Origin of the sequence: Rhodanobacter sp. C03 (assembly GCF_002001175.1) — a bacterium.
GTDB lineage: Bacteria > Pseudomonadota > Gammaproteobacteria > Xanthomonadales > Rhodanobacteraceae > Rhodanobacter.
On sequence record NZ_MUNT01000006.1, the window covers coordinates 586,043 to 612,399 of the forward strand.

Below are 26,357 nucleotides of genomic sequence, written 5' to 3' on the forward strand. Positions count from 1 at the left end.
CTAGGATGACGGCTCGTAAGAATGTGCCGTCTTCTTCCTACCACTGATCAGGCGAACGGATCGTCCAACACAATTGTGTCGTCGCGATCCGCACCAGTGGCGACCAACGCCAGCTTGCAGCCGGAGAGCTCTTCCACCGCGCGCAGGTACGCGCGAGCCGCAGGCGGCAGTTTGTTCCAGTCGCGGATGCCGGCGGTGGATTCTTCCCAGCCCGGGAATTCCAGGTAGACCGGCTTGCACTCGTCCCAGCCGTCGGCGTCGAGCGGGGCCAGTTCGCGGCGCTTGCCGCGATACTCATACGCGATGCAGACCTTGATGGTTTCCAGGCCGTCGAGCACGTCGAGCTTGGTGATGGCCAGGCCGTTGATGCCGTTGATCTGGGTGGCGCGCTTGAGCGCGACCAGGTCGATCCAGCCGCAGCGGCGCGGGCGGCCGGTGCTGGCGCCGAACTCGTTGCCGACCTTACGCAGGCGCTCGCCCATCTCGTCCTTGAGCTCGGTCGGGAACGGGCCGCTGCCGACGCGCGTCGCATAGGCCTTGCAGATGCCCAGCACGTAGTCGATGTCGCGCGCGCCCACACCGGTACCGGCCAGCGCGCCACCGATGGTGGTGTTGCTGGAGGTGACGTAGGGATAGGTGCCGTGGTCGATGTCGAGCAGCGCGCCCTGCGCACCCTCGAACAGGATGTTGCCGCCGTCCTTGCGCACGTCGTGCAGGATGGTGGCGACGTCGTCGACCATCGGGCGGATGTACTCGCCCCAGGCCATCGCGTCGTCCAGCACCTTCTGGTAATCGACCGGCTCGACCTTCAGCCACTGAGTGAGGATGAAGTTGTGGTAGTCGACGGCGGTCTTGATCAGCGCCGGCAGCTCGTGCGGGTACATCAGGTCGGCCACGCGCACGCTGCGGCGGGCGACCTTGTCCTCATACGCCGGGCCGATGCCGCGGCCGGTGGTGCCGATGGCCTTGCCGCCGGCGGCGATCTCGCGCGCCTTATCGACGGCGATGTGGTACGGCATGATCAGCGGCGTGGCCGGGCTGATCTTGAGGCGCGAGCGCACTTCGACACCGTTGGCCTCGAGCTCGGCGATTTCCTGGATCAGTGCCTCGGGCGACAGCACCACGCCGTTGCCGATCAGGCACAGCGCGTCGTCGCGCAGGATGCCGGAGGGGATCAGGTGCAGCACGGTCTTCTTGCCCTTGATCACCAGCGTGTGGCCGGCGTTGTGGCCACCCTGGAAACGCGCCACCGCGCTGACCCGCTCGGTCAGCAGGTCGACGATCTTGCCCTTGCCTTCGTCGCCCCACTGGGCACCAAGAATTACGACTGACTTACCCATGATGTTCTCGCTCGTTTGGGTTGGCTCCGCGCGGGAGCCGGGGAAACTTCACGCATCGCGGCGACGGGCCGCGACGCGTATCAATGAAACAGTTGCAACAGCAGCAACCCGACCACCATTACGCCGGCACCGTACAGTCGCAAGGTGCGTGGCGGCAGTTTCAGCGCCTCGCGCACCATCGCCTGCCAACCCTGCGGTGCCGCGAACAACAACAGGCCCTCGATCACCATCATCAGGCACAGCGCGGTCAGCAACTGATGCATCGGGGCGCGATTAGCGCTTCGACGCAGCTGGCTGGCTGAAGTAGCGCATGAACTCCGAATCGGGCTTCAGGATCAGCACGCCCTTGCCGTCTTCGAACGATTTCTTGTACGCCTGCAGGCTGCGGTAGAACGCGAAGAACTCCGGATCCTGGTTATACGCCTGAGCGTAGATCGCAGCAGCCTCGGCGTCGCCTTCACCGCGGATCTTGGCGGCATCGCGCTGGGCATCGGCACGCAATACCTGACCCTGGCGATCGGCATCGGCCTGGATCGTTTCCGCGGATTCCTGGCCGGTGAAGCGCAGCTCGTTGGCCAGTTGCAGACGCTCGGCGCGCATACGCTTGTAGACCGATTCACTGACCTCGTTGGGCAGGTCGATGCGCTTGATGCGCACGTCGACCACGGAGATGCCGAGGTTCTTGCGCGCGGCGGCATCAGTCTGCGCACGTACACGCTCGGTGATGTCCTTGCGGCCGCCCGAAATCAGGTCAGGCAGCGTGCGCGCATTGAATTCGAAGCGCAGGCCGTCCTTGACGATCGGAGTCAGCCGTTGTGCCGCCATCAACTGGTCGCCACCGGTGGCACGGTAATAACCTGCGTTGTCGACCACGCGCCACTTCACGTAGAAGTCGACGTTGACGCTCTTCTTCTCGGAAGTGAAATAACGTTCCGGCGGCGCATCCAGCGACAGGATGCGCTTGTCGAAATCCATCACCTGCTGGATCACCGGCAGCTTGAAGTGCAGCCCCGGCTGGTAATCGGTATGCACGATGCGACCGAACTGCAGCAGCAGCGCGCTGTGCCCTTCGCTGACCACGAACATGCTGTTGATGCCGAGCAGGATGACGATGGCCGCGATGATGGCGGTGGTGAGCTTCATCATGGCTGCGTCCCCTTGTCAGCCGCATTGCTGCTGGCAGGTGCCGGCGCGATCGCACCCGCCGTGACCGTGCCGGCATCCGGTGCAGTAGTCGAACTACCCTGCGCAGTCGGCAGGTTGATGATGTTGCGACCATCGGAGCCGTCGATCACCTTGGGGTTGTCGGCCATCACCTGTTCGATGGTTTCCAGCCACAGCCGCTTGCGGGTCACGTCGGGTGCTGCCTTGTACTGGGCCAGGATCAAGTCGAAGCCTGCGGTGTCGCCTTGTGCGCGGGCGATCCGTGCCGCCTTGTAACCGGAGGCTTCGGCCGCGATGCGCGCGGCATCGCCACGTGCCACCGGCACTACCTTGCTGGCATAGGCCAGGGCGCCGTTCTCGATGCTCTGCTTGTCTTCGCGGGCGTTGTTGACGTCATCGAAGGCGTCCTTCACCTCGTTCGGTGGGGATACGTTCTGGAAACTGACTTCGGTGACGCGCAGGCCGGAATCGTAGCCGTCCAGCGTCTTCTGCAAGGTGGTCTGCGCTTCGCTGACCAGGCTGGCGCCGGCGGCGGACAGGATCTGGTCCATGTCGCTGCCACCGATCACCGAGCGTACGGCGGCCTCGGCCGCGGCGCCGATGGTGCCGTCCGGGTCGTTCAGCGAGAACAGGTATTTGCGCGAATCGTCCACCTGGTACTGCACGGTGAAATCGATCGTGATGATGTTTTCATCCTTGGTCAGCATGGCCACCTTGTCGGTGACCGAGCGGATCCGCGTGGACTCGACCTTGGTGACCGATTCGAGCGGCTGCGGCAGCTTCAGATGGAAGCCCGGCGTCAACGTGCGCGAGTATTCGCCGAAGCGCAGCACCACGCCGGCCTGGCGCGCACCGATGATGGTGTAGCAGCTGAGCAGCAAGCCGACCGCGAGCAACACCAATACGCCGATGAGGATGCTGCCGGGACCCTGCCCCAGCTTGCCCAGACGGCTTTTCACGGTATTGAGCAGATCATCCAGCGGCGACTTGCCGGACTGGCGCTTCCTGTTCCACGGATCGTTCTGCCCGTTCTTGCCGGGTTCATTCCATGCCACTGTCAGTCTCCTTGAGGCGGTCGGGAGGCCGGCAACCACGGCCGGAACACACGTTGAACGGAGTAACCCATGAGGGATGGGACCAAAGCTTGTTGAAGCAACGTGCAACCGCGTCATGTGGCCGCACAAACACCGGGCATTCTAGCAGAGCAAGCTGGCGTCGTCCGCTGTGCAACGACGCTATTCCACTGGAGCCAGCAGCTCGCGCAACAGCAGGGTCTCGGCGGCATTGCCACCACTGAGCGGCGCGATCACGCTGCGCGGCGCGTCGATGCGCAACTGCCAGCCGTGTTCGTCCACCGTTTCGCCGGTGATCGCGCCAGCAGCCTTCAATCGCGCATGCAGGCGCCCGGCCGACAGCGGCAACTGCAGCGCCGACTGCACGCGCTCGCCGCCGAGCAGTTCGCCCAGCGCCTGACGCAGCAAATCGAGGCCGGCACCGGTGGCAGCGGACAGCCAGACCCGTACCGGTTTGCCGGCGCCATCGCGGTCGATGCGTGGTTCGGCACCGGCCAGGTCGATCTTGTTCATGATGTGCAGCTGCGGCAGGTCGCCTGCGTCGATCTCTTCCAGCACCTTGTCGACTACGCGATGCAGCCGCTCACGCTCCTCGTCGGCCGCATCGCTGACGTGTAGCAGCAGGTCGGCATCGCGCGCCTCGGCCAGGGTGGCGCGGAACGCGGCAACCAAGTCATGCGGCAGCTCGCGGATGAAGCCGACGGTGTCGGCCAGCACCGCCGGGCCGCAGCTCAGGTCCTCCAGCTTGCGCACGGTCGGATCGAGCGTGGCGAACAGCAAGTCGGCGGTGAACACCTCGCCGGTGGTCAACGCATTGAACAGGGTCGACTTGCCGGCATTGGTGTAGCCGACGAGGGCGACGCGTGGCACCGTGTTGCGCAAGCGCGCGCGTCGCTGCTGGCCGCGCTGGGTCTGCACCTTTTCCAGCCGCTTGGTGAGCATCTTGACCCGCTCGGCGAGCAGGCGGCGATCCAGCTCGAGCTGGGTTTCACCCGGGCCACGGTTGCCGATCATGCCGCCGCGCTGGGCATCCAGATGGGTCCAGCCGCGCACCAGCCGGGTGGCGATGTGCTTGAGCTGGGCCAGCTCCACTTCCAGCTTGCCTTCGTGCGAGCGTGCGCGCTGGGCGAAGATGTCCAGGATCAGCCCGGCGCGATCGACCACGCGAATGCCGAGATGCTTCTCGAGATTGCGTTCCTGCACCGGAGTGAGCACGTGATCGACCAGCACCAGGTCGGCATCCAGCGCCCGCGCCGCTTCGGCGACCTCGTTGGCCTTGCCAGTGCCAATGTAATAGCGCGGGTTGGGATCCTCGACGCGGGCGTTGATGACACCCAGCACCTCGGCCCCGGCCGACTTCACCAGCTCGGCGAATTCCTCGGCACGGCGCGCCGTATCGCCTTCGCCGCGGGAATGCGGCAAGACGAGTAGCGCGCGATCGCCTTTCTTTTGTCTGTCGAACACGAGTGGGAGTGATCCTTCAGGAGCAGACCCACGTCATGCGGGCACTTACCCCATCAATCAAGCGTCCGCGTCATTCGAAGCGGCTACCGGGTCGACATGGCCATCGTGGCCTTCGTGCCCGTCGTGGCCATTGCCGATACGCACGTTGCGGCTCGGAACCACGGTGGAGATGGCGTGCTTGTAGACCATCTGGCTGACCTGGTTGCGCAGCAGCACCACAAACTGGTCGAACGATTCGACCGTCCCCTGCAGCTTGATGCCGTTGACCAGATAGATGGCGACCGGCACGCGTTCGCGCCGAAGCGCATTCAAAAACGGATCCTGCAACGATTGTCCCTTGGACATTTCTTGTTCTCCCCTTGCCACGGACAGGTCCGGGAAAAAACGCCAAAGGCGCCCCGGCCCAACATGTCCGGGATGTTAGCTGTTTTCAAATGCTTGATGAAAGGGGATTTTTGCGGGTTGCGGGCGCACTGGATCACGCTGGCGCGCTGATGAGCAGATCCGACCCGGCGGATCTGCCCAGAAACAGTTGCACAGCCTCGACCGCGCGGCCCGACAGACCAGGGCGATCCGGGTCGAACAGGCGTGCGCTGACGTCGCTGCGCAGCCAGGTGATCTGCCGCTTGGCGAGCTGGCGGGTGGCGAAGATGCCACGGTCGCGGAATTCGCCCGGGGTCGAATCACCGTCCAGATGCTCCCACGCCTGCCGGTAGCCGACCGCGCGGATCGCCGGCAGCTCGGCATGCAGGTCGCCGCGGGCGCGCAAGGCACGCACCTCGTCGAGAAAGCCTGCCGCCAGCATGGCGTCGAAACGCTGGGCGATGCGCTCGTGCAGCAGGTGGCGCTCCGCCGGCAGCAGGGCCAGCTTGAGTACGCGCCACGGGAACTGCGCGCCACAGCCGCCTCGCTGCAGTTCGGACAGCGGTCGTCCGGTCAGTTCGATCACTTCCAGCGCGCGTTGCAGGCGCTGTGCGTCATTGCAGCCGATCCGGCGCGCAGCGACCGAATCCAGCAGCGCCAGACGTGCGTGCATGGCTGGCCAGCCGATCTGCCCGGCTTCCGTGGAAAGTCGTGCACGGGTCGGCAAGTCGGCTTCCGGCAAATCGGACAGCCCTTGCTGCAGCGCTCGGAAATACAAGCCGGTACCACCGACCAGCAGAGGCACCCGGCCCTGCGCACTGATCCGCTGCATCACCGGCAACACGTCGGCACGGAAATCCGCCGCCGAATACGACTGGGCCGGATCGCGGATATCGACCAGCGCATGCGGATAACGCGCCAGCGTCGCCGCATCCGGCTTGGCGGTGCCGATATCCATGCCGCGATAGACCAGCGCCGAATCCACGCTGACCAGATCCAGCGGGAAGCGCTCGCTCAATTCACACGCCAGCGCCGTCTTGCCCGAGGCAGTCGGGCCCATCAGGAAAATGGCGAGAGGGCGCTGGTCAACAGGCATGCGTCCATTGTAACGGGCACGTGGCCGTTCGAAGCCGGCGTCAACCGCCGCCGCAGGCGAAGCGTTTCAATGTGATGTGCTGCGGTTCGTTGCATGCCGGACGACGACGCACCGCACGCGCAACCCCGCCCGAGCATAGAAGCCCTCGCATGACGTTCCCGAAATCACTCTGCCTGCTGCTGGCCATGTCATCGCTTGCGCTGACCACGCTCGCTGGCGCAGCCAGTCCCCCGGCGCCGGACTTCAGCGGGATATGGCGGTTGAACGATCAGCAGAGCGACAGCCCGTCCGATATCGCTGCACGCCTGCGCGCGGAAAGAAAGCTTGAACAACCCGTGCAGCAACCAGCCAGCGCCACCTCGACAGGTACACCCGCAAACCAGGCATCCAGTCACGGTGGCCATGGCGGCCACGGCATGGGTGGTGGTGGCATGGGTGGCGGCCATGGCCACGGCGGCGGTCGAGGGCAGAACAAGGCTGCGACCACGGACAACGGCACCGCTCCGCCGGATGATCCGCCACCGCTGCTCGCCGACGATTCCATGATGAATGTGCAACAGGATGCCAAGGGCATCCGGGTGGTGCTTGGCGACAAGGACCAACTGGACAGCCAGCTCGACGGCAACACCCGCCAGTCGCTCGACGGCAACGCGATGGTGCAGACCCATCTGACCGCTGCCGGCCTGCAGATCATCATGCAATTCACTGGCGACGTGCGATTGCAACAGGACTGGGTGCAATCGCCCGACGGCCACCATCTGATCGTCACCGAAACCTGGACCACGCCGGCGGTACAACAGCCGATCGTGTTCAAGCGGAGCTACGACCGGCTGGATATCTGAGCGGCGGTGACACGACCAAGACAAGACACCACCCTGTAGGAGCGGCTTCAGCCGCGATGCTTTTCGGTTTTGCCAGGTTGGATCAAGAGCATCGCGGCTGAAGCCGCTCCTACAAGAGCCGCACAAAACATAAGGCCCGCGTCGATGACGCGGGCCTTTGTCGTTACTTGAGCCGCCGGCTTACTTCGCCGGGATACCCATTTCCTGCAGCAGGTTGTCGGCGTGGTCGAGGTGGTGCATCACCCACAGCATGTAGCGCACGTCGACCTGGATCGAGCGGTTGAGCGTCGGATTGAACAGCCAGTCGCCGCTCACCGATTCCCAGTTGCCGTCGAATGCCAGACCGACCAGCTGGCCGTTGGCATCCATTGCCGGCGAACCGGAGTTGCCGCCGGTGATGTCCAGATCGGCGAGAAAGTCGACCGGCAGCGTGCCCTGCTTCTTGCTGGCGTAACCGTCGAACGCCTTCGCCTTGATCGCGGCGATCTCGGCCTTCGGTGCATCGAACGGCTCCACGCCGGTGTCCTTCTCGACGATGCCCTGCACGGTGGTGAACGGCGCATAGCTGACGCCGTCACGCGGTGCCACACCCTGCACATTGCCAAAAGTGACGCGCAGCGAGCTGTTCGCATCCGGGTAGACCGGCAGGTGCTGCGAATCCTTCCAAGCGATCATCGCCTGCATGTAGCGCGGACGCAGCTTGCTCATCTCGCCGGCACGGGCATCCTGCTCGTCCTCGAGTTTCTGCAGCTGCGGCTGCATGGCGACGGCAAGCTTGAGCATGCTGTCGTGGCTGGCGTCGATCGCCTTGGCGTCGGCCTTGAACCACTTCAGCCGCTCGTCGGTGTTGCCCAGCTGGCTGCCGGCGTACAGCGCAGCGACCTTCTGGCTGAGCTGTGCCTCGGTCTTCGCGTCACCGAGCCATGCATCGAGCGCGGGCAGATGCTGGTCCTTCGGCAGCGTCACGTAGCGCTGCAGGCCGTAGACCATCAGCTGCTGGTCGACCTTCGGGTCATAGCGACGTTCCATCTGCTTGAGCGCGCCTTCGATGCGCACTTCGTCACGCTGCTGGTAACCCGAATCACGCTGCAGGTCCGGCTTGGCGCGCTCCTTGGACAGGCGCACCAGGCGCAACGCGCTGCTCAGCATCGAGGAACGATTGACCAGGCCCAGATCGAGGCTGCGCTCGCGGGTAGCCTTGTCAGTGGCGATCGCCTGACGCAGCTTGCCGATATCGGCGACCAGTGCGTCGTTGTCGGCACCGCCCTGCTGCTTCAGCCACGCTTCGAGCTGGGCTTCCTGCGCGCGCTTGACGTTGACCGCGTCGGCACGCCGCAGGCCTTCGAGCTGGCCACCGAAGTTCTTCAGATAGTTGTTGAGGCTGGCGACCATGCTGGCGTACTTCACCGTCACGTCGGGATTGGCCTTGCCGGAGGTGTCGATGATGTTCAGCGTGTCCTGATAGATCTTGATCTGGGTCGGATAGACCCAGTCGATCGAGCTCTGCACTTCGTCCGCGAGGCGGTAGCGGTTGGTACGGCCCGGATAACCGACCACCATCACGTAGTCGCCGTTCTCCACGCCCTGCGGATTCACCTTGAGCACGTGCTTCGGGTGATACGGCACGTTGTCCTTCGCATAGGTAGCCGACTTGCCGTCCTTCGAGACGTAGGCGCGCAGGTAGCTGAAGTCGCCGGTGTGGCGCGGCCACATCCAGTTGTCGACGTCGCCGCCAAACTTGCCGATCGACTCCGGCGGCGCATAGACCAGGCGCACGTCCTTGATCTCCAGCTGCCTGATCAGCTGGTAGCTGTAGCCGCCGTGGAAGGTGTAGACATCGCAGCGGTAACCGTCGCTCTCGCAGCCTTTCACCAGTTCCTTGATCGCCAGCTCGATCGCCTTGTAGCGCTCGGCGCCGCTCATGCTGTCGTTGAGCTTGGCGTTGACGTCCTTGGTGACGTCGCGGATTTCCTCGGTGACGAACACACGCATGTCCGGCGAGCCCTGCAGCTCTTCCGCCTGCGTCTTCGCCAGGAAACCGTCGACGATCAGGTTCTTCTGCGGCGTGGAGTTGTACTGCAGCGCGCCGTAACCGCAATGGTGATTGGTGACGATCAGCGCATCCGGCGACACGAACGAGGCAGTGCAACCACCGAGGCTGACGATCGCACCCATCGGATAGGCGGTCAGATCAGTCAGCTTGGCCGGGTCGAGCTTCAAGCCATGCTGCTTCAGCGTGTCGGCAATCTTCGGCAATTGGGCGGGCTGCCACATGCCTTCGACGGCATGGGCGGTACCGGCAACGCCGGCGGCAAGCGCGGCAGCGAGCAAAACACGACGCATGGACAACTCCTTCAATTTGGGGCGGGCATCAAGTCACATCGCATTTTCTTGCGGCGTGAATCGGCCTTTATGCCGCAAACCCGCAGCATGGCGATAGTGACTTTCGGCATGGTGTGGCTGTTGCCCCGCTCCGCCGCCGTGTCTTTCGTGGTTTTTCGGTGCCCGCTGCGATCCCTCTATAATTGCGACTTCCCTGCCCGCTATGCGGGCCAACCGATGGATTCCCCATGTCGCAGACGATGAAAGCCCTGGTCAAGCGCAAGCCCGAACAAGGCATCTGGATGGAAGAGGTGCCGCTGCCGGTGGTCGGCCCGAACGAAGTGCTGATCAAGCTGGAAAAAACCTCCATCTGCGGCACCGACCTGCACATCTACAAGTGGGACGAGTGGAGCCAGCGCACGATCAAGCCCGGTCTCACCATCGGCCATGAGTTCGTCGGCCGCATCGTCGAGATCGGCCCGGGCGTGACCGGCTACAAGATCGGTGACCGCGTTTCCGCCGAAGGTCATATCGTCTGCGGCCATTGCCGCAACTGCCGCGCCGGCCGCCAGCACCTGTGCCCGAATACGATCGGCATCGGCGTGAACCGCAACGGCGCGTTCGCCGAGTACATGACCATGCCGGCCTCGAACCTGTGGCCGATCCCGGACCAGATCCCGTCCGAGCTGGCGGCGTTCTTCGATCCGTACGGCAACGCCGCTCATTGCGCCCTGGAATTCAACGTGATCGGCGAGGACGTGCTGATCACCGGCGCCGGTCCGATCGGCATCATTGCCGCCGGCATCTGCAAGCACATCGGTGCGCGCAACGTGGTGGTCACCGACGTCAACGATTACCGCCTGAAGCTGGCCGCCGACATGGGCGCCACACGCGTGGTCAACGTGACCAACCAGTCAGTCAAGGACGTGATGAAGGACCTCCATATGGAAGGCTTCGACGTCGGCCTGGAGATGAGTGGCAATCCGCGTGCGTTCGGCGACATGCTCGATTGCATGTACCACGGCGGCAAGGTCGCGATGCTCGGCATCATGCCGCGCGGCGCCGGCATCGACTGGGACAAGGTGATCTTCAAGGGCCTCACCCTGCAGGGCATCTACGGCCGCAAGATGTACGAGACCTGGTACAAGATGACCCAGATGGTGCTGACTGGCTTCCCGCTGCAGAAGGTGCTGACCCACCAGATCCACATCGACGATTTCCAGAAGGGTTTCGACCTGATGGATGCCGGCGTCTGCGGCAAGGTCGTCTGCTCCTGGAATTGAGCGGAGTGCCGTTGATCGCCGCCGCGCTACACTGATGTACCGGCAGGCCGACATGGCCTGTCGACATCGGAGTACCCGGCCAATCGCGCCGGGCACCGACAGTTCGTGATGTCAAAGGAGCAACGACGGTATGGCAGACCGCAGTCCTTCGCACAATGAACTGCTCGCCGCGGGGCGTGAACGCGCTCGCGCGGTGTATCACTCCCATCGGCTGCGCAAGAGCATGCTGATCCTCGGCGTGTTGCTGCTGATCTTCGGCTTGCTCGGCTTTTTTGCCGCACCGCCGCTGATCAAGAGCCAGCTGCAGAGCCGCCTTGGCGCAGTGCTTGATCGCCCCGTCACCGTAGGCGAAGTACACCTCAATCCGTTCACGCTGAAACTGGCACTCGACCGACTGCATATCGGCGAGCGCGACAGCAAGTCGCCGTTCGTCGACATCGATCAGATAGTCGTCAACGCCTCATGGACTTCGCTGTTCCGGATGGCGCCAGTACTCGATGAGCTGCGCCTGCAGCATCCGCAGTTTCACCTCACGCGCACGGCGCCGCAGCAATTCAACTTCTCCGACCTGATCGAGCGCTTCGCCGGCAAACCCGCCGATCCCAATGCCGCTCCGGCGCGCTTCGCACTGTCCAACATCAGCATGCACGATGGCAGCATCGTGTTCGACGACAAGGTGCTGAACAGCAGTCACCGGATCGACCAGCTCGAACTCGGCATCCCGTTCATCGCCAACCTGCCGCACGACACCGACGTGTTCGTGCAGCCCTTGCTGGCCATGCAAGTGGATGGAAGCCCGTTGCGGATTGGTGGCCAGACCAAACCGTTTGCCGACAGCCGCGAGTCGGCCATCGATTTCAAGATCGATCACCTGGATCTGCCCCGCTACCTGAGCTATGTGCCGACGCCTTTGCCGGTGGCGATTCCCAGCGGCCAGCTGTCCGGCCAGCTCAAGCTGGATTTCATCGACAGGAATGCCACCCAGCAGATGAAGCTGAGCGGCAACCTGCAACTGGACAACTTCGCACTCAATACCCACGACGGCTCGCCGATCGTTGCGCTGGGCCGACTCAACGCCACACTGGCGGACGTCGAACCGCTGATCTCGCGGTATGACTTCGATGCCATCACGCTCGACAAGACCACCCTGCATTACACGAGTCTGGCGGGTGGCCACAGCAACCTGGACGCGTTGACCGGCAGCGGCAAAACGCCAGAGAAGCCGGCTTCACCCGCCACCGATGCGCGCATCGCTACGCTGACCATCCAGGACGGCCAGATCGACTATGCCGACCTGAGCAGCCACACGCCGGCGCGTCTGTCGCTCGAGAATTTGCACGGCACGATCCGCGGCTTCGCGACATTGGGCGCAACGCCGAGCAAGATCGACCTGAGCGCCGGGCTGACCGGCGGCACGCTGCATATCAATGGCGCACTGGCGATGAGCGCCAGCCGCTTCACCGGCAACGTGGCATTGAACGGCGTAGGCCTGCCGCCGCTCATCGCGATGGCGCCACCAATGCTGAATGCGCAGGTCAGCCATGGCAGTCTGGACGCGAGCGGACAACTCGTGGCCGACTGGAACAAGGCGTTCAACCTGCAACTCGACGCAAGCAAGCTCGCCGTAAATGACTTTGTGTTGCAGCAGCACAGCCGCACGCCGATAGCCTGGAAAGCGCTGAATGCCAATATCACGCATCTGGACCTGGCCAGCAGTCACGCAAGCCTGGGCAACCTCAGTCTGCAAGGACTGAAGATCGATGCCGAGCGCTATCGCAACGGGCGCATCGATCTCACCGACCTGGTCAAGTCATCTCCACCGCATCACGCCACAGGCAAGCAGCCGGCGGCACCGGCATGGCACTGGAGCATTGCGCATCTCGGCATCGAGGGCAGCAGCTTCGCATACCGGGATGCAGCGGCCGTAAACAAGGCCGGGCGTATCACGGTCAATGCCGACAAGTTCAGCATCGACGGCCTGTCCGACAACATGCATCAGCCGCTGAAGCTGGACCTGGCCGGCGGCATCGACAAGGGCAAGTATCACGTCACCGGCTCGGTGCGGCCCGAACCACTCAATGCGGACCTGCGTGTCACGGCAACCCGGTTGAACGTGGCGCCGCTGCAGTCCATGGTGAAGGTGCCGCTCAACGTACACCTCAACAGCGCGCTGCTCAGCCTGAACGGACATCTGCGCTATCGCGATCACAAACCCGATCCTCTGTTGAGTTATCAAGGCCAGCTCACGCTGGGCCGGGTGAATGTGCTGGATAACGTCACCAACGACGATTTCCTGCGCTGGAATTCACTGACGGCCACCGGCCTCAACGTACGCAGCGGCGAAGGCGCTCCGCAGATCTCGGTCGGCGGATTGGCGCTGGACAATTTCTATGCCCGCGTGATCGTCAACAGCAATGGCCGCATAAACCTGCAGGATGTGGTGGCCAGTCCGCAGACGGCACCGGTTTCGGTGACGCAGGCAAACAATGCGCCGGCTGCGCCCAAGGCACCGGAGCTTGCCGCAGTCAATCCGGCCACCTCCAGCACCGCCGCGCCCAGCCCGGCCGCCAGCAGCGCAGCACCGCCTGCAGTCATCCATATTGGTCAGATCGTTCTGGCGCGCGGCAATCTCAACTACACCGACAACTTCATCAAGCCCAATTACACCGCCAACATCACCCAGCTCGCAGGCAAGATCGGTGCCTTTGGCACGACCAGTGGCGGGGCGCCGGCGCCGCTCACACTGGAGGGCCAGCTCGACGACAACGCACCGGTCAACATCGACGGCACGATCAACCCGCTCACGCCGACAGCGTTCCTGGACGTGAAAGGAAAAGCCGACGGGGTCGAGCTGACGCACCTGACACCTTATTCGAGCAAGTACACCGGTTACCCGATCATCAAGGGCCGTCTCACCATGGATGTGCATTACGCGCTCGATCAGGGCAAGTTGAATGCGGACAACCATATTTTCCTGAGCCAGCTGACCTTCGGCGATCGTGTCGAGGGTGCGGGCATCAGCCATCTGCCAGTAAAGCTGGCGGTGGCCCTGCTCAAGGACTCGGATGGCAATATCGACGTCGATGTCCCGGTGACCGGTTCGCTCAGCGATCCGCAATTCAGCCTGGGCAAGTTGATCTGGCACGCCTTCGTCAATCTGATCGGGCGCGCTATCACCTCGCCGTTCCGGCTGATCGCCTCGGCCATGGGTGGCAGTCATCAGGATTTGGGTTATGTGGAATTTGCGCCGGGTTCAAACGTACTTGATGCCGAGGCGCAGGAACGACTGACACAGATCGTCAAAATCCTCACCGAGAAGACGTCACTCAACCTGGACATCATTGGCCGGGTCGACCCCCAGTTCGACGAGAACGGCCTGCGCAAAGTCATGACGCAGCAGTTGGTCATGCACGAGATGGTCAAGGATCAGGGCGGTGACGAGAACGACGTCTCCGCCCTGTCCAAGCTCAGCCCGGATATCTACAACAAATACCTCACCAAGGCTTACAAACACGCCAAGTTTTCCAAGCCACGCGACCTGATCGGCCTGACCAAGTCACAGCCACCGGACGTGATGGAAAAACTGCTGCAGACGAATGTGCCAGTCGACCAGGATGCCTTGCGCCACCTGGCCGAACGTCGTGCCGATACGGTTCGCCAATGGCTGCACGGCAAGGTCGACGACAAGCGCGTCTTCGTGTCGGCACCCAAGCTGGATGCCAAAGGTATCGACGACAAGGGCAAGACCACGCGCGCCGATTTCGGCATGCATTGATGGCTGAATCGACAGCCGCCGTGATGCGGCGACTGTCAATGGTTTTCCGCCGCGGGTGAAAGGCTCACAATGGGCGCTTTCCCCGCCTGCGGAATCCGCCATGAGCTACCCCGGTCAGTCACGCTACGCCAGCGAACTCGAATCCATCCGCGAGCAGGGCCTGTTCAAGGCCGAGCGCATCATCACCTCGCCGCAGTCCGCCGAGATCGAGCTGGAAGGTGGCCGCAAGGTGCTGAACTTCTGCGCCAACAACTACCTCGGCCTGGCCGATCATCCGGACGTGATCCAGGCGGCGAAGGATGCGCTCGACACGCACGGCTTCGGCATGGCCAGCGTGCGCTTCATCTGCGGCACGCAGGACCTGCACAAGCAGCTCGAAGCAAAGATCGCCGCGTTCTTCGGCACCGAGGACACCATCCTCTACGCCGCCTGCTTCGATGCCAACGGCGGCCTGTTCGAGCCGCTGCTGGGCGAAGAAGACGCGGTGATCTCCGACGCGTTGAACCATGCCTCGATCATCGACGGCATCCGCCTGTGCAAGGCCAAGCGTTTTCGCTACGCCAACAGCGACATGGCCGACCTCGAGAAGCAGTTGCAGGCCGCTGACGCTGCCGGCGCACGCACCAAACTGATCAGCACCGATGGCGCGTTCTCGATGGATGGTTTCATCGCGAAACTTGATCAGATCACCGCGCTGGCCGCGAAGTACAACGCGCTGGTGCATATCGACGAATGCCACTGCACCGGCTTCCTCGGCGACACCGGCCGCGGCTCCGCCGAGGTCAACGGGGTGATGGACAAGATCGACATCTTCACCGGCACACTGGGCAAGGCACTCGGCGGCGCGCTGGGCGGCTTCACCGCGGGTCGTGCGGAGATCATCGAGATGCTGCGCCAGCGCTCACGCCCTTACCTGTTCTCCAATTCGCTGCCACCGCACGTGGTTGCTGCCGCGATCAAAGTGTTCGACATGCTCGCCTCCGCCGGCGAGCTGCGCGACCAGGTCAAGGAAAACACCCGCTATTTCCGTGAGCAGATGAAGGCAGCCGGCTTCGACATCAAACCCGGCGTGCATCCAATCGTGCCGGTGATGATCTACGACGCGAAGAAGGCGCAGGCGATGGCCTCCGCGCTGCTCGAGGAAGGCATCTACGTCACCGGCTTCTTCTACCCGGTGGTGCCGCAGGGACAGGCGCGCATCCGTACACAGATGAGCGCGGCGCATACCCGCGCACATCTCGATCACGCGATTACCGCGTTCACCAAGGTAGGACGGCAACTGGGCGTGATCGGCGCCTGATGTTTTCGAACCTTGCCCTGTAGGAGCGGCTTCAGCCGCGATGCTCTTGGTCCGATCTTGGTGACATCACTTGGTGACATCAAAAGCATCGCGGCTGAAGCCGCTCCTACCCTTTCCCATGTACATCTGTGTGGCTATCTGCGCGTATCGAGTGCCCTGACCTCGTCGGCATTCAACCGGCGCCACTGCCCCTTCGCCAACTCACCTAGCATCAGCGGCCCGATCGCCACCCGGATCAGACGCAGCACGTCAAATCCCAGCGCCGCCAGCAGTCGGCGGATATGCCGGTTGCGGCCTTCATCCAGCACCACTTCCAGCCAAGCATTCTTCTCACCGACGCGCAGCAAGCTGGCCCGGCGTGCCTTCAACAGATCGCCGCCCTCCTCGACCCCGGCGTGCATCGCAGCCAGCACCGTCGCATCCGGCTGGCCAGCCACTTGCACGTGATAGGTCTTGTCCAGATGCGTGGCCGGATCGGTGATCCCGGCCGCCCAGCTGGTGTCGTTGCTGAGCAGCAGCAAACCTTCGCTGGCCTTGTCCAGCCGGCCGACCGGCCCGAGCCATGGCAATCCGGCGGCAGCCAGTGCGGTGTAAACGGTAGCGCGGCCCTGCTCGTCAGCGGCACTGACAATCAGCCCGCGTGGCTTGTTGAACATCACGTGCACGAGTTCGGCGGATTTCACCGGCTTGCCGTCGACGGCAACCTGCTGTCGATCCAGCTGTGTCGGATGATACGGATCGCGTACAACGCGGCCATCCAGGCTCACGCGGCCGTCGCGTATCCATTGTTCGGCCTGACTGCGCGAACACGCGCCAAGCTTGGATAACACCCTTGCCAATCCATGTCGTGGTGCATGGGTTGCTGATGCCGTGGTACCGGAGGAACGGAAAGATGGGCGAGACATCCGGCTAGCGTATAGGTCGCTGACACGCGGCGAAAGGATCCAATGATTGCCGGCGATGTGCGACAGGCATTACCCGATGGTCGCACCCCTACGGTGACCAAAAAAAAACCCGGCCGAAGCCGGGTTTTTTCATACTGCGTGACTCAGGTTCGATTACTGCTGAACCTGCAGCTCCGTGCGACGGTTCTGGGCACGACCGGCGTCCGTGGCGTTGTCGCCAATCGGATCGTTCTTGCCATGACCGATCGGGCCTTCCAGACGGCTTGCATCGATGCCGTGCGAGGTCAGGTAGCTGTACACGATCTGTGCACGGCGCTCCGACAACGACTGGTTGTACGCATCGGTGCCCTTCGCGTCGGTGTAACCAGCCACCGTCACGTGCACCTGCGGGTAACGCTGCAAGGTGTCGACGGCCTGATCCAGAACCGACAGCGAGTCCTTGGTCGGCTCGGCCAGCGAACGGGCGATGTCCGTCTCACCCTTCTTCGGGCGGTCGAACTTGAAGTTGACACCACGCAGGTCGATGACGACCTTCGCCGGGCAACCATCCGGACCCACGACCGTGCCTTCCGGCAGGTTCGGGCACTTGTTGTCGCAGAGGTTCACGCCGTTGACGATGGTCTTCGAGCAGTCAGGAGCAGCCGGGGCCGGAGCCGGGGCGACCGGAGCAGCCGCCGGGGCGCCAAAGCGCGAGACAATGCTCAGGCCCGCGAACCAGTCACCGTAACCGCTCTTGGCCGGGTTGGTCTTGTTGTCCCAGTCGTAGCGGTAGCCGGCTTCCAGACGGATGTCCGTGCTGTCGGTGACCGTCTTGGACACGCCGCCACCCAGCTCGGCAGCCGGCGACCAGCCGCTCGCGAACGTGCTCTGGTGATGGCTGCCCATCAGACCGACCAGGCCGTACGGGCGCCAGGCGTTCCAGTCACCCGCGTAGAAACGTGCCACGGCGCCGACGTTGGTGCTGGCCCACGAATCGCTGCTGTGACCGCTGGTTCCCGGGGTGAACACGGCGTTGTCGATTTTCCGCTTGGTGCGGTCGACGAAGGCATCGATCGACATGTTCGGCGTGAAGAAGCGACCAAAGCCCAGACCGTAATAGAACTGGCGGCTGTTGGTATCACGCTTGTGATCGTTGAAATAACCACCCACGGTCGGCGCGATATACCAGCGACCATCATAGGTCGAGGTGGCCATATCGGAGCTGGCGGTGGCGGCCGGAGCCGCAGTGGTGCTGTCTTGCGCATGAACGGCACCCACGCCGCCCAGGGCCAGCGCGATCAGAAAGTACAAGCCCTTACGATTCATCAGGTGTCTCCTCATTTATTAGATTTTTCGCGTCCGCCCAACCCCAACCGGAAATCGCGCGTCAGAACTGAACTACGTCATTCAGAGCTTTTATAGCCCCTGCTTGGCGTTCATGCGACAAGCGGGAGGGAGTGTAGCAAAATCGTTAAGTGGTTGGCACCTTAACGCATTGACAACCAAACTTTGGTGAGCCTTCGTTCAGGAAAGTTCATTTTCAGCAAAAACCACAATTTCGACTTTAGCGGACGTTTAAGGTGCGGTCTACGGGATCCAGCTTTGAAGATTTAAGGAGAGAAGCCGGCGACTAGCAAGATCCGGTGCCATCCGCCGGTTTAATGTTCCACTCACACCGTCTTTACAACGTGAAGAGGCCCAGGAACTCCTGTACCGGCATCGCATCGAGCTGCGCCGAATCCTGGGTCGCCGCCATGATTGCCTTGACCCGATGTGCCGGCAAGTGATCCTGCATGGCCGCCTCGAACTTCTTCAGCAACACCGGAATACCCTCGGCACGACGCTTGCGGTGTCCGATCGGATAATCGATCGAAACCTTCTCCGTGCTGCTGCCGTCCTTGAAGAACACCTGCAGCGAATTACCGATGTAACGCTTGGCCGGGTCGAAATAATCCCTGGTGAACTGCGGATTTTCCACAACCGACATCTTGTCGCGCAATGCGTCAATGCGCGGATCGGCAGCAATCTCATCGTTGTAGTCGCTGGCCACCAGGCGGCCGAAGATCAGTGGCACGGCAACCATGTACTGGAGGCAGTGATCGCGGTCGGCGTAGTTCGCCAGCGGACCGGTCTTGTCGATGATGCGGCAACCAGCCTCCTGCGTCTCGATGACGATCTTCTCGATCTGATCGAGCTTGCCAGCCACCTGGGTGTGCAATTGCATGGCACATTCCACGGCGGTCTGCGCGTGGAACTCGGCCGGGAAGCTGATCTTGAAGAGGACATTTTCCATCACATAGCTGCCGAACGGACGCTCGAACTCGAACGACTTGCCCTTGAACGCGACGTCGTAGAAGCCCCAGGTCTTCGCGCTCAGCGCGGACGGGTAGCCGACCACGCCACGATAAACCGCATTGATCGCATGGGTCACCGCGCGGCGACAGGCGTCACCGGCGGCCCAGCTCTTGCGCGGGCCGGTATTTGGCGCGTGGCGATAGGTGCGCAGCGCACCATTGTCGATCCAGCTGTGCGACACGGCGGTGGTGATCTGCTCCTTGTTGCCGCCCAGCATCGCGGTGGCGACCGCGGTGGAAGCCAGGCGCACCAGGATTACGTGATCCTGGCCAACCCGGTTGAAGCTGTTCAGCAATGCGTAGCAGCCCTGGATCTCGTGCGCCTTGATCGCGTAGCCAAGCACGTCGCGCACGGTCAGCGGCTGGCCACCCTCACGCGCCGCCTTGCGACTAAGGTAGTCGGCCACGGCGAGGATGGCACCGAGGTTGTCCGAGGGATGGCCCCACTCCGCCGCCAGCCAGGTGTCGTTGAAATCCAGCCAACGGATCTGCGTACCGATTGCAAATGCCGCCTGTACCGGATCCAGCTCATGGCTGGTGCCCGGCACGCGAGCGCCGCCCGGCAACGTCGCGCCCGGCACCAACGGCCCGAGATGCTTCACGCACTCGGGAAACTTCATCGCCAGCATCGCGGTGCCCAGCGAGTCGAGCAACATGTAGCGCGCCGTGTCGTAGGCTTCCTTCGAATCGATCCGGTAGTCGGCGACGTAGTCGGCAATGTCGACCAGCGGCTGGTCGGGATCGGGACGGACAGCGGAACGGATGTCGTGCGCACTCATGGCGGATCTCGCGGCAGGGAAAACCGTCATTTTAGCTGACCGGCACGCCTTGCAGCAGCTCCGTGTTACTTGACCGCAGCCTTGTCGGCGCAGACAATCCGGCGCTAATCCCAAAAGGGAGTAATTCCCGACGCAGGCTCGCCTGCATCGGCGCAGTGATCGTCAACACGAGCGACGTCTCGCTCCGGTCACTCGGCAGTCATGCTGCGAATGAGACTTTTGCGGTGGACGCGGGCCGCGCGCGCCCGTGTTCGCTGCATTGTCTGACGCGCATGGACCCCTGCATGGATCTCTTCGCCACCGATTTTGTCACCGGCCTGCTGGCTGTCATCCTGCTCGATCTGGTATTGGCTGGCGACAATGCGATCGTTATTGCGATGGCAGCCAGTCACCTGCCTGAAGCACTGCAGAAGCGAGCGGTGTTCTGGGGTGCGTTCGGGGCCGTCGCGGTCCGTTTCACGCTGACCGCCTTGGTGGTTCACTTGTTCAAGCTGCCGGGACTGATGCTGGTCGGTGGCCTGTTGCTGCTGCCGATCGCATGGAACCTGCTGCGTCAGGAAGACGGCAATGACCCCGCGATAAGTGCTGCCGCCACGTTCTGGAGCGCGCTGCGCACGATCATCATCGCCGACGCGCTGATGGGGCTGGACAACGTGCTGGCGATCGCCGGTGCGTCGAGCGGACACCTCGGACTGGTCATCCTCGGCCTGCTGATCAGCGTGCCGCTGGTGGTGTGGGGTTCCACGCTGGTCCTGAAACTGATCGGCCGTTACCCGATCATCATGTATATCGGCGCTGGAGCGATTGCCTTCACCGCCAGCCGGATGATTTCGGACGATCACTGGTTGAGTGACTGGTTCGACGCACACAACTGGATGGCTTACGTCCTGGATGCATTGCTGGTGATCGGCATCTGTGGTGGCGGCTGGCTAATGCAGCGACGACGCCGGCGCCTGAAGTCACTTGTCCACTGAGCCCCACACGGAGTCATTCGCACATGAAGCTTTATTACATGCCCGGCGTGTGTTCGCTGGCCGATCACATCGTGCTGGAGTGGATCGGCCAGCCTTACCAGATCGAGGAAGTGCCGCGCACCGAATTGCGCTCGCCCGAATACCTGAAACTCAATCCCGATGGCGTGGTGCCGGTACTGGTCGATGACGACGGCTGGGTACTGACCGAGAACATCGCGATACTTCATTACCTTGCCGATCGTTTCCCGGCCGCCGGCCTCGACGGCGATGGCACGCCGCGCAGTCGCGCCGAGGTCAACCGCTGGCTGGGCTTCCTCAATTCCGACGTGCACCCGGCGTTCAAGCCGCTGTTCCGGCCCGAGCGTTTCATTGCCGATACCGCACGCCATGCCGAGTTGCAGGACACGGCGCGGGCGAAGCTGCGCAGCTATTTCGAACGGCTGGACAACCAGCTGGCGAACCGGGACTGGCTCACCGGCACACGCTCGATCGCGGATCCTTACCTGTTCGTGGCGCAGCGCTGGGCCAAGGCTAAGGCGGTCGACCTCGGTGGTCTCGACCAGCTTGAACGTTTTGCCCTGCGTATGCGTGCCGATGCCGGCGTCAAGGCAGCCATGCAGGCTGAAGGCATCTGAATCGGCGATGGCTAATACAGCATCGGTAGCCTGACCGTCACGGTTGCATCCGGTGTATCTCGAGTAATGCCCACGCCCAGCGTGAAGTTCAACGTGCGCTTGTCGCTGAGCTTGTACGAGCCGCCAAGCAGCAGCGTACCTAGTACCGTTTTGGTCGAACCGGGCACAGTCTGGTTGTTCTGCTTGGTGAGTCCGACGAAGCTCTGGTCATAGCCGATGCTGAGCGACGCCTTGTCATTCAGTGCCAGTCCCATGCCGACACTGACATCGGCGATATCACCCACCGTGACCTTGCCCAGATATTCCTTGCCGGCCAGCAGCACGTCCCGACTCACGCCATACCGCGGGAAGTTGTGCAGGTAGCTCAAATTGCCGAAGAACACGACCGGATCAGACGGGTACAACCAGGTCACGCCGGGTTGCAGCGAATAGAACCCGGAACCAGTGGGTTGTTCCAGCGGCAACCCGGTCCCCGTCGCGTTCTGCACGCAACGTGTCACACAATCCGTGACGACGTCGAACGGGTCCGTGCCGGTGCGCGACTTGAAGCGCAGCCAGCCCACGTAATAGGCATGATCGGCACCACCATCATTGAACTGGTAGCGCGCGGTGGCCTCGACGTCTCCGATGCCGTGACCACTGGTCGTGAATACATTGTCCTCGGCACTGCCGGTAAAGATTTCACGACTGGTGGTATCGGTATGCGCGTAGACATACGGCACGCGAAGCTCCAGTTCCAGCCGGTTCGTCAATCCGTAGCGCAGTGCCATCGCGGCGGTCTGGGTCGTGGTCCTGACCTGTCGCTCATCGATCAAGCCGATCAGGATCGCCGGAATGACCGTGTAACCGATCAGATCGACGCGATCGACCGATGAATAGCCGAACTGGTAGGAAGGCTCCACCACAAGCTTGCCGCGCGGCGTCAGTACGCCAGGCTGATCGAAGATCGGTGCGACTTCGGGCGGCCGGGTGTCGTGCGGCGGCGCCTGACCAACCTGGGGATCACCCTCGGCATTCGCATCGCCACCACCGTCCGCCACCGCATCGGCTGCAGGCATCGGCAGCGCGGATGCACGACTACCCGCCACATTCACATTGCCAGCGCGTTGCTGGTCGAGCACATCCATGCCCACGCTATGCCGCAACGCCTCGTAATCGGCTTGCTCGGCGGCTAACGCCTGCTTCATCACGTCGATCTGCTGCGTCTGTGCATCAATCTCTTTGCGCATCGCCTCGATGCGCTCACCCTGCTCGGCCACCTGCTTGCTGAGCGTACGCGGATCCCCACCGACATCTGTCGCCTGCGGCTGCGGCTGCGATGGCGCTGTCGACTGCGGCGATGGTGGCATGGCTGACGGGGCTGCCGCTTCCTGCGCACTGATCGAATTTCCCAACAAAACCAAGCCGGCGGCACATCCGGTCGAATACAGGAGTCGCAGACGATTGCGTTCCATCACCTCACCTCGCGAACCATCTGCTGATCGAACCCGCAACGCATGGCGTGGCCCCGAAGCGGTCTGCTGGAATCGTGGTCATCGCTCAGTGACCCAGCGACTGCAATTGAGCTGTCTGCAACGCATCCACCATGTTCTGCAGGCGGAAGGCATTCAGCGAATTCACCGAAACGTTGAGCGTGGTCAGGCTGCTGATCGCCTGATTGTTCAAGGTGTTCTGGATCACCGTGGCGGCAATGCCACTGCTGAGCGAGATCGGATTGAAGGTATTGCCCACACCGTTCTGCACCAGATTCAGCGTATTGGTCGCCGCCGCCAGCGCGACCGCCTGACTGGCCGTGATCTGACTGACGTCAGGGATATAGACACTGGTCGAGGTCACCAGATTGCCGTTGACGTAGATCGCCCGGTCGATGCCGAACGAGGCAACCAGGCCGTTGCCGGCATCGAAACCACCGCGGATCACGTCAAGCCGGCCATTACTGACGGCTAGCCAGCCCAAGGCGTTCGGCAGACGCTCGCTGATGAGTGTGGCACCAGGCATCACCGACGGTACTGAAGACGCACTCATGACCACTCCATCCGCCGACACCGGTGCGGATGCAGATGGTGTGCTTGCCGTCTGGGCGCATGCGATGCCACCGATCACACTGCATACGCCGAGCCATACGCATTGGCAGAACAGCATTCGAATTCGACTCGGCATCATGGGATGTCTCCAGGCCCCAGTTTGGGAACGGTGATGGTGTCCAGCCCCCGTCGATCGATGCCCGTTGGCAACGGCGCCCCCGGCGCGGCAAGCCAGTCGGCAACACTGTTGAAGCGGGCAAGATCGCGATGGTTGTGAATCACGAAAACCAATCCGTTCTTCCACACGTCATTGAAGTGATCACGCGGAATCGCGCGTGTCCCGAGCGCCGGATCGCCTACCAGTACGCGTCCGTCACGCATGCCCTTGATCACCACGAAATGGTGATAGCCCTTCTGGTCGATCAACACGATCGCAGGCAGGTGCTCCTGTTGCAGCTTGTCGAGCGGCACCTGGAAACCATCGGCATCGAAGCCATGTGCCTCCAGATACATCTTGATATCCAGCAGTGAAAAACCTTCCCGGTTGATCTTGGCCCGATCACCGTGGGCGTACATCTGCGCGAACGCGGACTGCTCGTCGACGGGATAGCCATACTGGTAGGTCAGCAAGGTGGCCACGGCAGCCGAGCCGCAGCTGAAATCGTATTTCTGGCGAATGGTGTTCTTGAACCGCGCCTCCTTGAGGCTGGTCAGGTGCAGGCGGTACATCTGCCCCTGGTTGTTGCTGATCTGCGCGTTTCCAGCGACGAGCGTGCCCAGCGGACACAACGCCAACAGCAGCACCAGCAGCGGCAGAACCCGATACTTCATGGCTTGAACTGGACGTTGACGATGGTAGCGTTCTGGATCAGCACGTTGTTGCCGGTGTTCTGGATCACCGTCGACAGGCCCGCGGAACCTGCAAACGAGTTTCCGCTCATATCGTTGAGACCGGTCACCACATGGTCGTCGTGGTTGTTGCTCACCGTGCCGGTGAGTGTCATTTTTTCACTGACGCTGGCGCCGCCGGTCAGCTTTGCCAAGGTACCGATGGCCACGCTGGGACCCATACTGTCCATGTGGGCCGGCTGGACCGGTGGCGCTGGCTTCGATGCAGCCAGCAGTGCTGCGGGTGCGTGTGTTGCGGCAGCGGCATCTGCGCCTATGGCCGCTACAGGCATGCTGCCAAACAACACCAGCATGCATCCAAACAGGGGGTGGATCGATCGCATGGCTGTATCTCCCATGCACTTCCGGCAGCATGAAATGAATGCCGCAAGCGCCTGCAGGTCGAGTGCCAGCGGCTGCGCGGGCATTCCGCGCAGCCGCCATGAACGAACGCTATGGGACGCGAGCATCCCATAGCGCCGGATTGCCATTCACTCAGTGACCAACATTCAGGTTGGCCTGCACATTCACGCTCTGCTGGATCAACGCGCCGACACCACTGTTCTGCGCCATGACCGTGACACCAGCTGCTGCCGCGGCTGCGCCTGACATGTTGTTGGACATGTCGAACGAGCCGGCATCCACGGAGTTCGAGCCACCGTTGCCGCCGTTGCCGCCAGCGGCGCCGTTGCCCACGCCACCGGTACCATCACCACCTGCTGCGCCTGCACCGCCGGCACCGCCCATCGCCGTAGCTGCACCACTATCGCCGCCGGTGCCCGAGCCACTACCGCTGGTCGCGGTGGATGCGCCGCTGGTCGCGGCACCACCTGCCCAGCTGCCTGCCCCGCTCGTTGCCGTCCCGGAGCCTGAACCGCGTTGATGATTGCGTGCGTTGCCGGTATCACCATTGCTGTCGCCACCCCATGCGCCGCTACCTGCACCGGCCGGCCCACTGGCGCCCAGCGCACCGCCACCGTCGCCGCTGGCACCGAGCGCACCACCACCGCGCCCACCACGTCCACCGTTGCCGCCGCTGCCGTCACCGCCAATACCGAAGCCGCCGTGTGCACCATTGCCGCCACTGGCGTCACCGTCATTCGACGCGACGTTGCCAATGCCCAATACGTACACACCAGTCACCTCGCCGGAGAGGCTGCTGACCGCGACCGCCTTGCTGGTATTGAACGAGTCCGAAACACTGGCCGTCGAGACTCCGCCGTTGTCGGCAGCGGAACTGCCCAGCCCAAGCGTTTCGGCATCACCAGAACCGGAGTTGCTCCGGCTGTGGGTGCTTGAATCGGAGTAGCTGTGAGTGCTTGAGTTGGTGTTGGTGTGGGTGCTCGAGTTGGTATTCGTACTCGAGTTGTTGCCGTTGTTGTCGTGATTGTTGTAGTTGTGGTCGGCCATTGCAGGCAGCGTGAGCCCCAAGCCAACCGCCAGTGCTGTTACGAGCAAAGTCTTGCGCATGGTTGTTCTCCGAAACGGTACGGGTGACCCCTGTTTCTTGCCTTTCCAGCAGTTACGGACGGCATTCGTAGGTAGCAACATGCGCGCCAATGCGAACGACTCTCGACACAGCGTAAAAATCATTAACTTTCAATGAATTAAAACGAACAAAAAACGGCTTGGCATGACCGCTGGTGTGCCATGAATCAGCAAATGGAACATTTCTGTTACATCGCGCAGACGCGCCGCTGACGCCCACGTCCGTATCTCGCCGATGCCGCGACAGCACGTCGAGCATGCGGATGCAGACGCTGCCATCCGCATGCTCTGCAGACACAAAGAAGGGGC

The 26,357-nt window shown here is 62.7% G+C and carries 22 protein-coding genes; 6 read left to right on the plus strand and 16 right to left on the minus strand.

The annotated features are described in order from the left end of the window. Positions 1-47 precede the first annotated feature (47 nt). The 7 genes from B0E48_RS10870 to miaA all read right to left on the minus strand — a co-directional run bounded on the left by B0E48_RS10870 (position 48) and on the right by miaA (position 6,500). The gene (locus tag B0E48_RS10870; protein WP_077518112.1) at positions 48-1,340 is read right to left on the minus strand and encodes an adenylosuccinate synthase; all 1,293 of its coding nucleotides are present in this window, start codon (positions 1,338-1,340) and stop codon (positions 48-50) included. Positions 1,341-1,420: 80 nt separating this feature from the next. Beyond that, positions 1,421-1,603 carry a DUF2065 domain-containing protein gene (locus B0E48_RS10875; RefSeq protein ID WP_077518113.1) on the minus strand — a complete coding sequence of 61 codons (183 nt, stop codon included), beginning with the start codon at positions 1,601-1,603 and terminating at the stop codon, positions 1,421-1,423. Between the two features lie 10 nt (positions 1,604-1,613). After that, positions 1,614-2,483 (minus strand): protease modulator HflC, encoded by an 870-nt coding sequence (gene hflC, locus B0E48_RS10880; RefSeq protein WP_139350267.1) that lies wholly within the window; start codon positions 2,481-2,483, stop codon positions 1,614-1,616. Next, on the minus strand, positions 2,483-3,559 hold the full coding sequence (gene hflK / locus B0E48_RS10885) for an FtsH protease activity modulator HflK (RefSeq protein ID WP_077518115.1): 1,077 nt from the start codon (positions 3,557-3,559) through the stop codon (positions 2,483-2,485). The genes hflC and hflK overlap by 1 nt, the downstream gene beginning before the upstream one ends. Before the next feature lie 180 nt (positions 3,560-3,739). Continuing rightward, positions 3,740-5,041: a ribosome rescue GTPase HflX gene (hflX, locus tag B0E48_RS10890; protein ID WP_077518116.1), complete on the minus strand. Its 1,302-nt coding sequence runs from the start codon at positions 5,039-5,041 to the stop codon at positions 3,740-3,742. Between the two features lie 57 nt (positions 5,042-5,098). Next, a complete protein-coding gene (hfq, locus tag B0E48_RS10895) occupies positions 5,099-5,386 on the minus strand; it encodes an RNA chaperone Hfq (protein WP_077443730.1) in 288 nt (95 codons plus the stop codon). A gap of 133 nt (positions 5,387-5,519) precedes the next feature. Next, a complete protein-coding gene (gene miaA, locus B0E48_RS10900) occupies positions 5,520-6,500 on the minus strand; it encodes a tRNA (adenosine(37)-N6)-dimethylallyltransferase MiaA (protein ID WP_077518117.1) in 981 nt (326 codons plus the stop codon). Positions 6,501-6,649: 149 nt separating this feature from the next. Between miaA and B0E48_RS10905 the strand changes: the two genes are divergently transcribed. Then, positions 6,650-7,342: a hypothetical protein gene (locus tag B0E48_RS10905; protein WP_077518118.1), complete on the plus strand. Its 693-nt coding sequence runs from the start codon at positions 6,650-6,652 to the stop codon at positions 7,340-7,342. Positions 7,343-7,522: 180 nt separating this feature from the next. Here B0E48_RS10905 and B0E48_RS10910 read toward each other — a convergent pair whose 3' ends face one another. Beyond that, positions 7,523-9,685 (minus strand): S46 family peptidase, encoded by a 2,163-nt coding sequence (locus B0E48_RS10910; protein WP_077518119.1) that lies wholly within the window; start codon positions 9,683-9,685, stop codon positions 7,523-7,525. Between the two features lie 227 nt (positions 9,686-9,912). Between B0E48_RS10910 and tdh the strand changes: the two genes are divergently transcribed. The 3 genes from tdh (at position 9,913) to kbl (ending at position 16,022) form a co-directional block, all read left to right on the plus strand. Further along, on the plus strand, positions 9,913-10,947 hold the full coding sequence (gene tdh / locus B0E48_RS10915; RefSeq protein WP_174566733.1) for an L-threonine 3-dehydrogenase: 1,035 nt from the start codon (positions 9,913-9,915) through the stop codon (positions 10,945-10,947). A 130-nt stretch (positions 10,948-11,077) separates the two neighbouring features. Continuing rightward, positions 11,078-14,722: a DUF748 domain-containing protein gene (locus B0E48_RS10920; protein ID WP_077518120.1), complete on the plus strand. Its 3,645-nt coding sequence runs from the start codon at positions 11,078-11,080 to the stop codon at positions 14,720-14,722. Between the two features lie 100 nt (positions 14,723-14,822). Continuing rightward, the gene (gene kbl, locus B0E48_RS10925) at positions 14,823-16,022 is read left to right on the plus strand and encodes a glycine C-acetyltransferase (protein WP_077518121.1); all 1,200 of its coding nucleotides are present in this window, start codon (positions 14,823-14,825) and stop codon (positions 16,020-16,022) included. Positions 16,023-16,156: 134 nt separating this feature from the next. On the opposite strand, the gene B0E48_RS10930 is transcribed toward kbl, so the two are convergent. The 3 genes from B0E48_RS10930 to B0E48_RS10940 all read right to left on the minus strand — a co-directional run bounded on the left by B0E48_RS10930 (position 16,157) and on the right by B0E48_RS10940 (position 20,039). Next, positions 16,157-16,927, minus strand: a complete 771-nt coding sequence (locus B0E48_RS10930; protein ID WP_077518122.1) for a pseudouridine synthase — start codon at positions 16,925-16,927, stop codon at positions 16,157-16,159. Positions 16,928-17,080: 153 nt separating this feature from the next. Next, positions 17,081-18,232, minus strand: coding sequence for an OmpA family protein (locus B0E48_RS10935; protein WP_077518123.1), 1,152 nt, complete (start codon positions 18,230-18,232; stop codon positions 17,081-17,083). 355 nt (positions 18,233-18,587) lie between these two features. Continuing rightward, positions 18,588-20,039 (minus strand): bifunctional 2-methylcitrate dehydratase/aconitate hydratase, encoded by a 1,452-nt coding sequence (locus tag B0E48_RS10940; protein ID WP_077518124.1) that lies wholly within the window; start codon positions 20,037-20,039, stop codon positions 18,588-18,590. A 284-nt stretch (positions 20,040-20,323) separates the two neighbouring features. Between B0E48_RS10940 and B0E48_RS10945 the strand changes: the two genes are divergently transcribed. Beyond that, positions 20,324-21,013, plus strand: coding sequence for a TerC family protein (locus B0E48_RS10945; protein WP_077518125.1), 690 nt, complete (start codon positions 20,324-20,326; stop codon positions 21,011-21,013). 23 nt (positions 21,014-21,036) lie between these two features. Beyond that, positions 21,037-21,648, plus strand: a complete 612-nt coding sequence (locus tag B0E48_RS10950; RefSeq protein ID WP_077518126.1) for a glutathione S-transferase N-terminal domain-containing protein — start codon at positions 21,037-21,039, stop codon at positions 21,646-21,648. Between the two features lie 11 nt (positions 21,649-21,659). Here the strand turns inward: B0E48_RS10950 and B0E48_RS10955 are convergent, their stop codons facing one another. The 5 genes from B0E48_RS10955 to B0E48_RS10975 all read right to left on the minus strand — a co-directional run bounded on the left by B0E48_RS10955 (position 21,660) and on the right by B0E48_RS10975 (position 26,030). Continuing rightward, positions 21,660-23,102: an acetate kinase gene (locus tag B0E48_RS10955; RefSeq protein WP_254423936.1), complete on the minus strand. Its 1,443-nt coding sequence runs from the start codon at positions 23,100-23,102 to the stop codon at positions 21,660-21,662. 85 nt (positions 23,103-23,187) lie between these two features. Then, positions 23,188-23,673 carry a hypothetical protein gene (locus B0E48_RS10960; protein ID WP_077518413.1) on the minus strand — a complete coding sequence of 162 codons (486 nt, stop codon included), beginning with the start codon at positions 23,671-23,673 and terminating at the stop codon, positions 23,188-23,190. A 134-nt stretch (positions 23,674-23,807) separates the two neighbouring features. Then, complete coding sequence (locus tag B0E48_RS10965; protein ID WP_077518127.1) at positions 23,808-24,503, minus strand: C39 family peptidase; 696 nt, start codon at positions 24,501-24,503, stop codon at positions 23,808-23,810. Continuing rightward, positions 24,500-25,030, minus strand: coding sequence for a hypothetical protein (locus B0E48_RS18055; RefSeq protein WP_254423937.1), 531 nt, complete (start codon positions 25,028-25,030; stop codon positions 24,500-24,502). The genes B0E48_RS10965 and B0E48_RS18055 overlap by 4 nt, the downstream gene beginning before the upstream one ends. Positions 25,031-25,055: 25 nt before the next feature. Continuing rightward, positions 25,056-26,030, minus strand: a complete 975-nt coding sequence (locus B0E48_RS10975) for a hypothetical protein (protein ID WP_077518128.1) — start codon at positions 26,028-26,030, stop codon at positions 25,056-25,058. Positions 26,031-26,357 lie beyond the last annotated feature (327 nt).

Bases quoted from the DNA above. Each gene is read 5' to 3' on its own strand.
- B0E48_RS10870 (WP_077518112.1), bottom strand. From the start codon at position 1,340: ATGGGTAAGTCAGTCGTAATTCTTGGTGCCCAGTGGGGCGACGAAGGC.
- B0E48_RS10875 (WP_077518113.1), bottom strand. From the start codon at position 1,603: ATGCATCAGTTGCTGACCGCGCTGTGCCTGATGATGGTGATCGAGGGC.
- hflC (WP_139350267.1), bottom strand. From the start codon at position 2,483: ATGAAGCTCACCACCGCCATCATCGCGGCCATCGTCATCCTGCTCGGC.
- hfq (WP_077443730.1), bottom strand. From the start codon at position 5,386: ATGTCCAAGGGACAATCGTTGCAGGATCCGTTTTTGAATGCGCTTCGG.
- miaA (WP_077518117.1), bottom strand. From the start codon at position 6,500: ATGCCTGTTGACCAGCGCCCTCTCGCCATTTTCCTGATGGGCCCGACT.
- B0E48_RS10905 (WP_077518118.1), top strand. From the start codon at position 6,650: ATGACGTTCCCGAAATCACTCTGCCTGCTGCTGGCCATGTCATCGCTT.
- B0E48_RS10910 (WP_077518119.1), bottom strand. From the start codon at position 9,685: ATGCGTCGTGTTTTGCTCGCTGCCGCGCTTGCCGCCGGCGTTGCCGGT.
- tdh (WP_174566733.1), top strand. From the start codon at position 9,913: ATGTCGCAGACGATGAAAGCCCTGGTCAAGCGCAAGCCCGAACAAGGC.
- B0E48_RS10920 (WP_077518120.1), top strand. From the start codon at position 11,078: ATGGCAGACCGCAGTCCTTCGCACAATGAACTGCTCGCCGCGGGGCGT.
- kbl (WP_077518121.1), top strand. From the start codon at position 14,823: ATGAGCTACCCCGGTCAGTCACGCTACGCCAGCGAACTCGAATCCATC.
- B0E48_RS10930 (WP_077518122.1), bottom strand. From the start codon at position 16,927: ATGTCTCGCCCATCTTTCCGTTCCTCCGGTACCACGGCATCAGCAACC.
- B0E48_RS10935 (WP_077518123.1), bottom strand. From the start codon at position 18,232: ATGAATCGTAAGGGCTTGTACTTTCTGATCGCGCTGGCCCTGGGCGGC.
- B0E48_RS10940 (WP_077518124.1), bottom strand. From the start codon at position 20,039: ATGAGTGCGCACGACATCCGTTCCGCTGTCCGTCCCGATCCCGACCAG.
- B0E48_RS10945 (WP_077518125.1), top strand. From the start codon at position 20,324: ATGGATCTCTTCGCCACCGATTTTGTCACCGGCCTGCTGGCTGTCATC.
- B0E48_RS10950 (WP_077518126.1), top strand. From the start codon at position 21,037: ATGAAGCTTTATTACATGCCCGGCGTGTGTTCGCTGGCCGATCACATC.
- B0E48_RS10955 (WP_254423936.1), bottom strand. From the start codon at position 23,102: ATGGAACGCAATCGTCTGCGACTCCTGTATTCGACCGGATGTGCCGCC.
- B0E48_RS10960 (WP_077518413.1), bottom strand. From the start codon at position 23,673: ATGAGTGCGTCTTCAGTACCGTCGGTGATGCCTGGTGCCACACTCATC.
- B0E48_RS10965 (WP_077518127.1), bottom strand. From the start codon at position 24,503: ATGAAGTATCGGGTTCTGCCGCTGCTGGTGCTGCTGTTGGCGTTGTGT.
- B0E48_RS18055 (WP_254423937.1), bottom strand. From the start codon at position 25,030: ATGCTCGCGTCCCATAGCGTTCGTTCATGGCGGCTGCGCGGAATGCCC.
- B0E48_RS10975 (WP_077518128.1), bottom strand. From the start codon at position 26,030: ATGCGCAAGACTTTGCTCGTAACAGCACTGGCGGTTGGCTTGGGGCTC.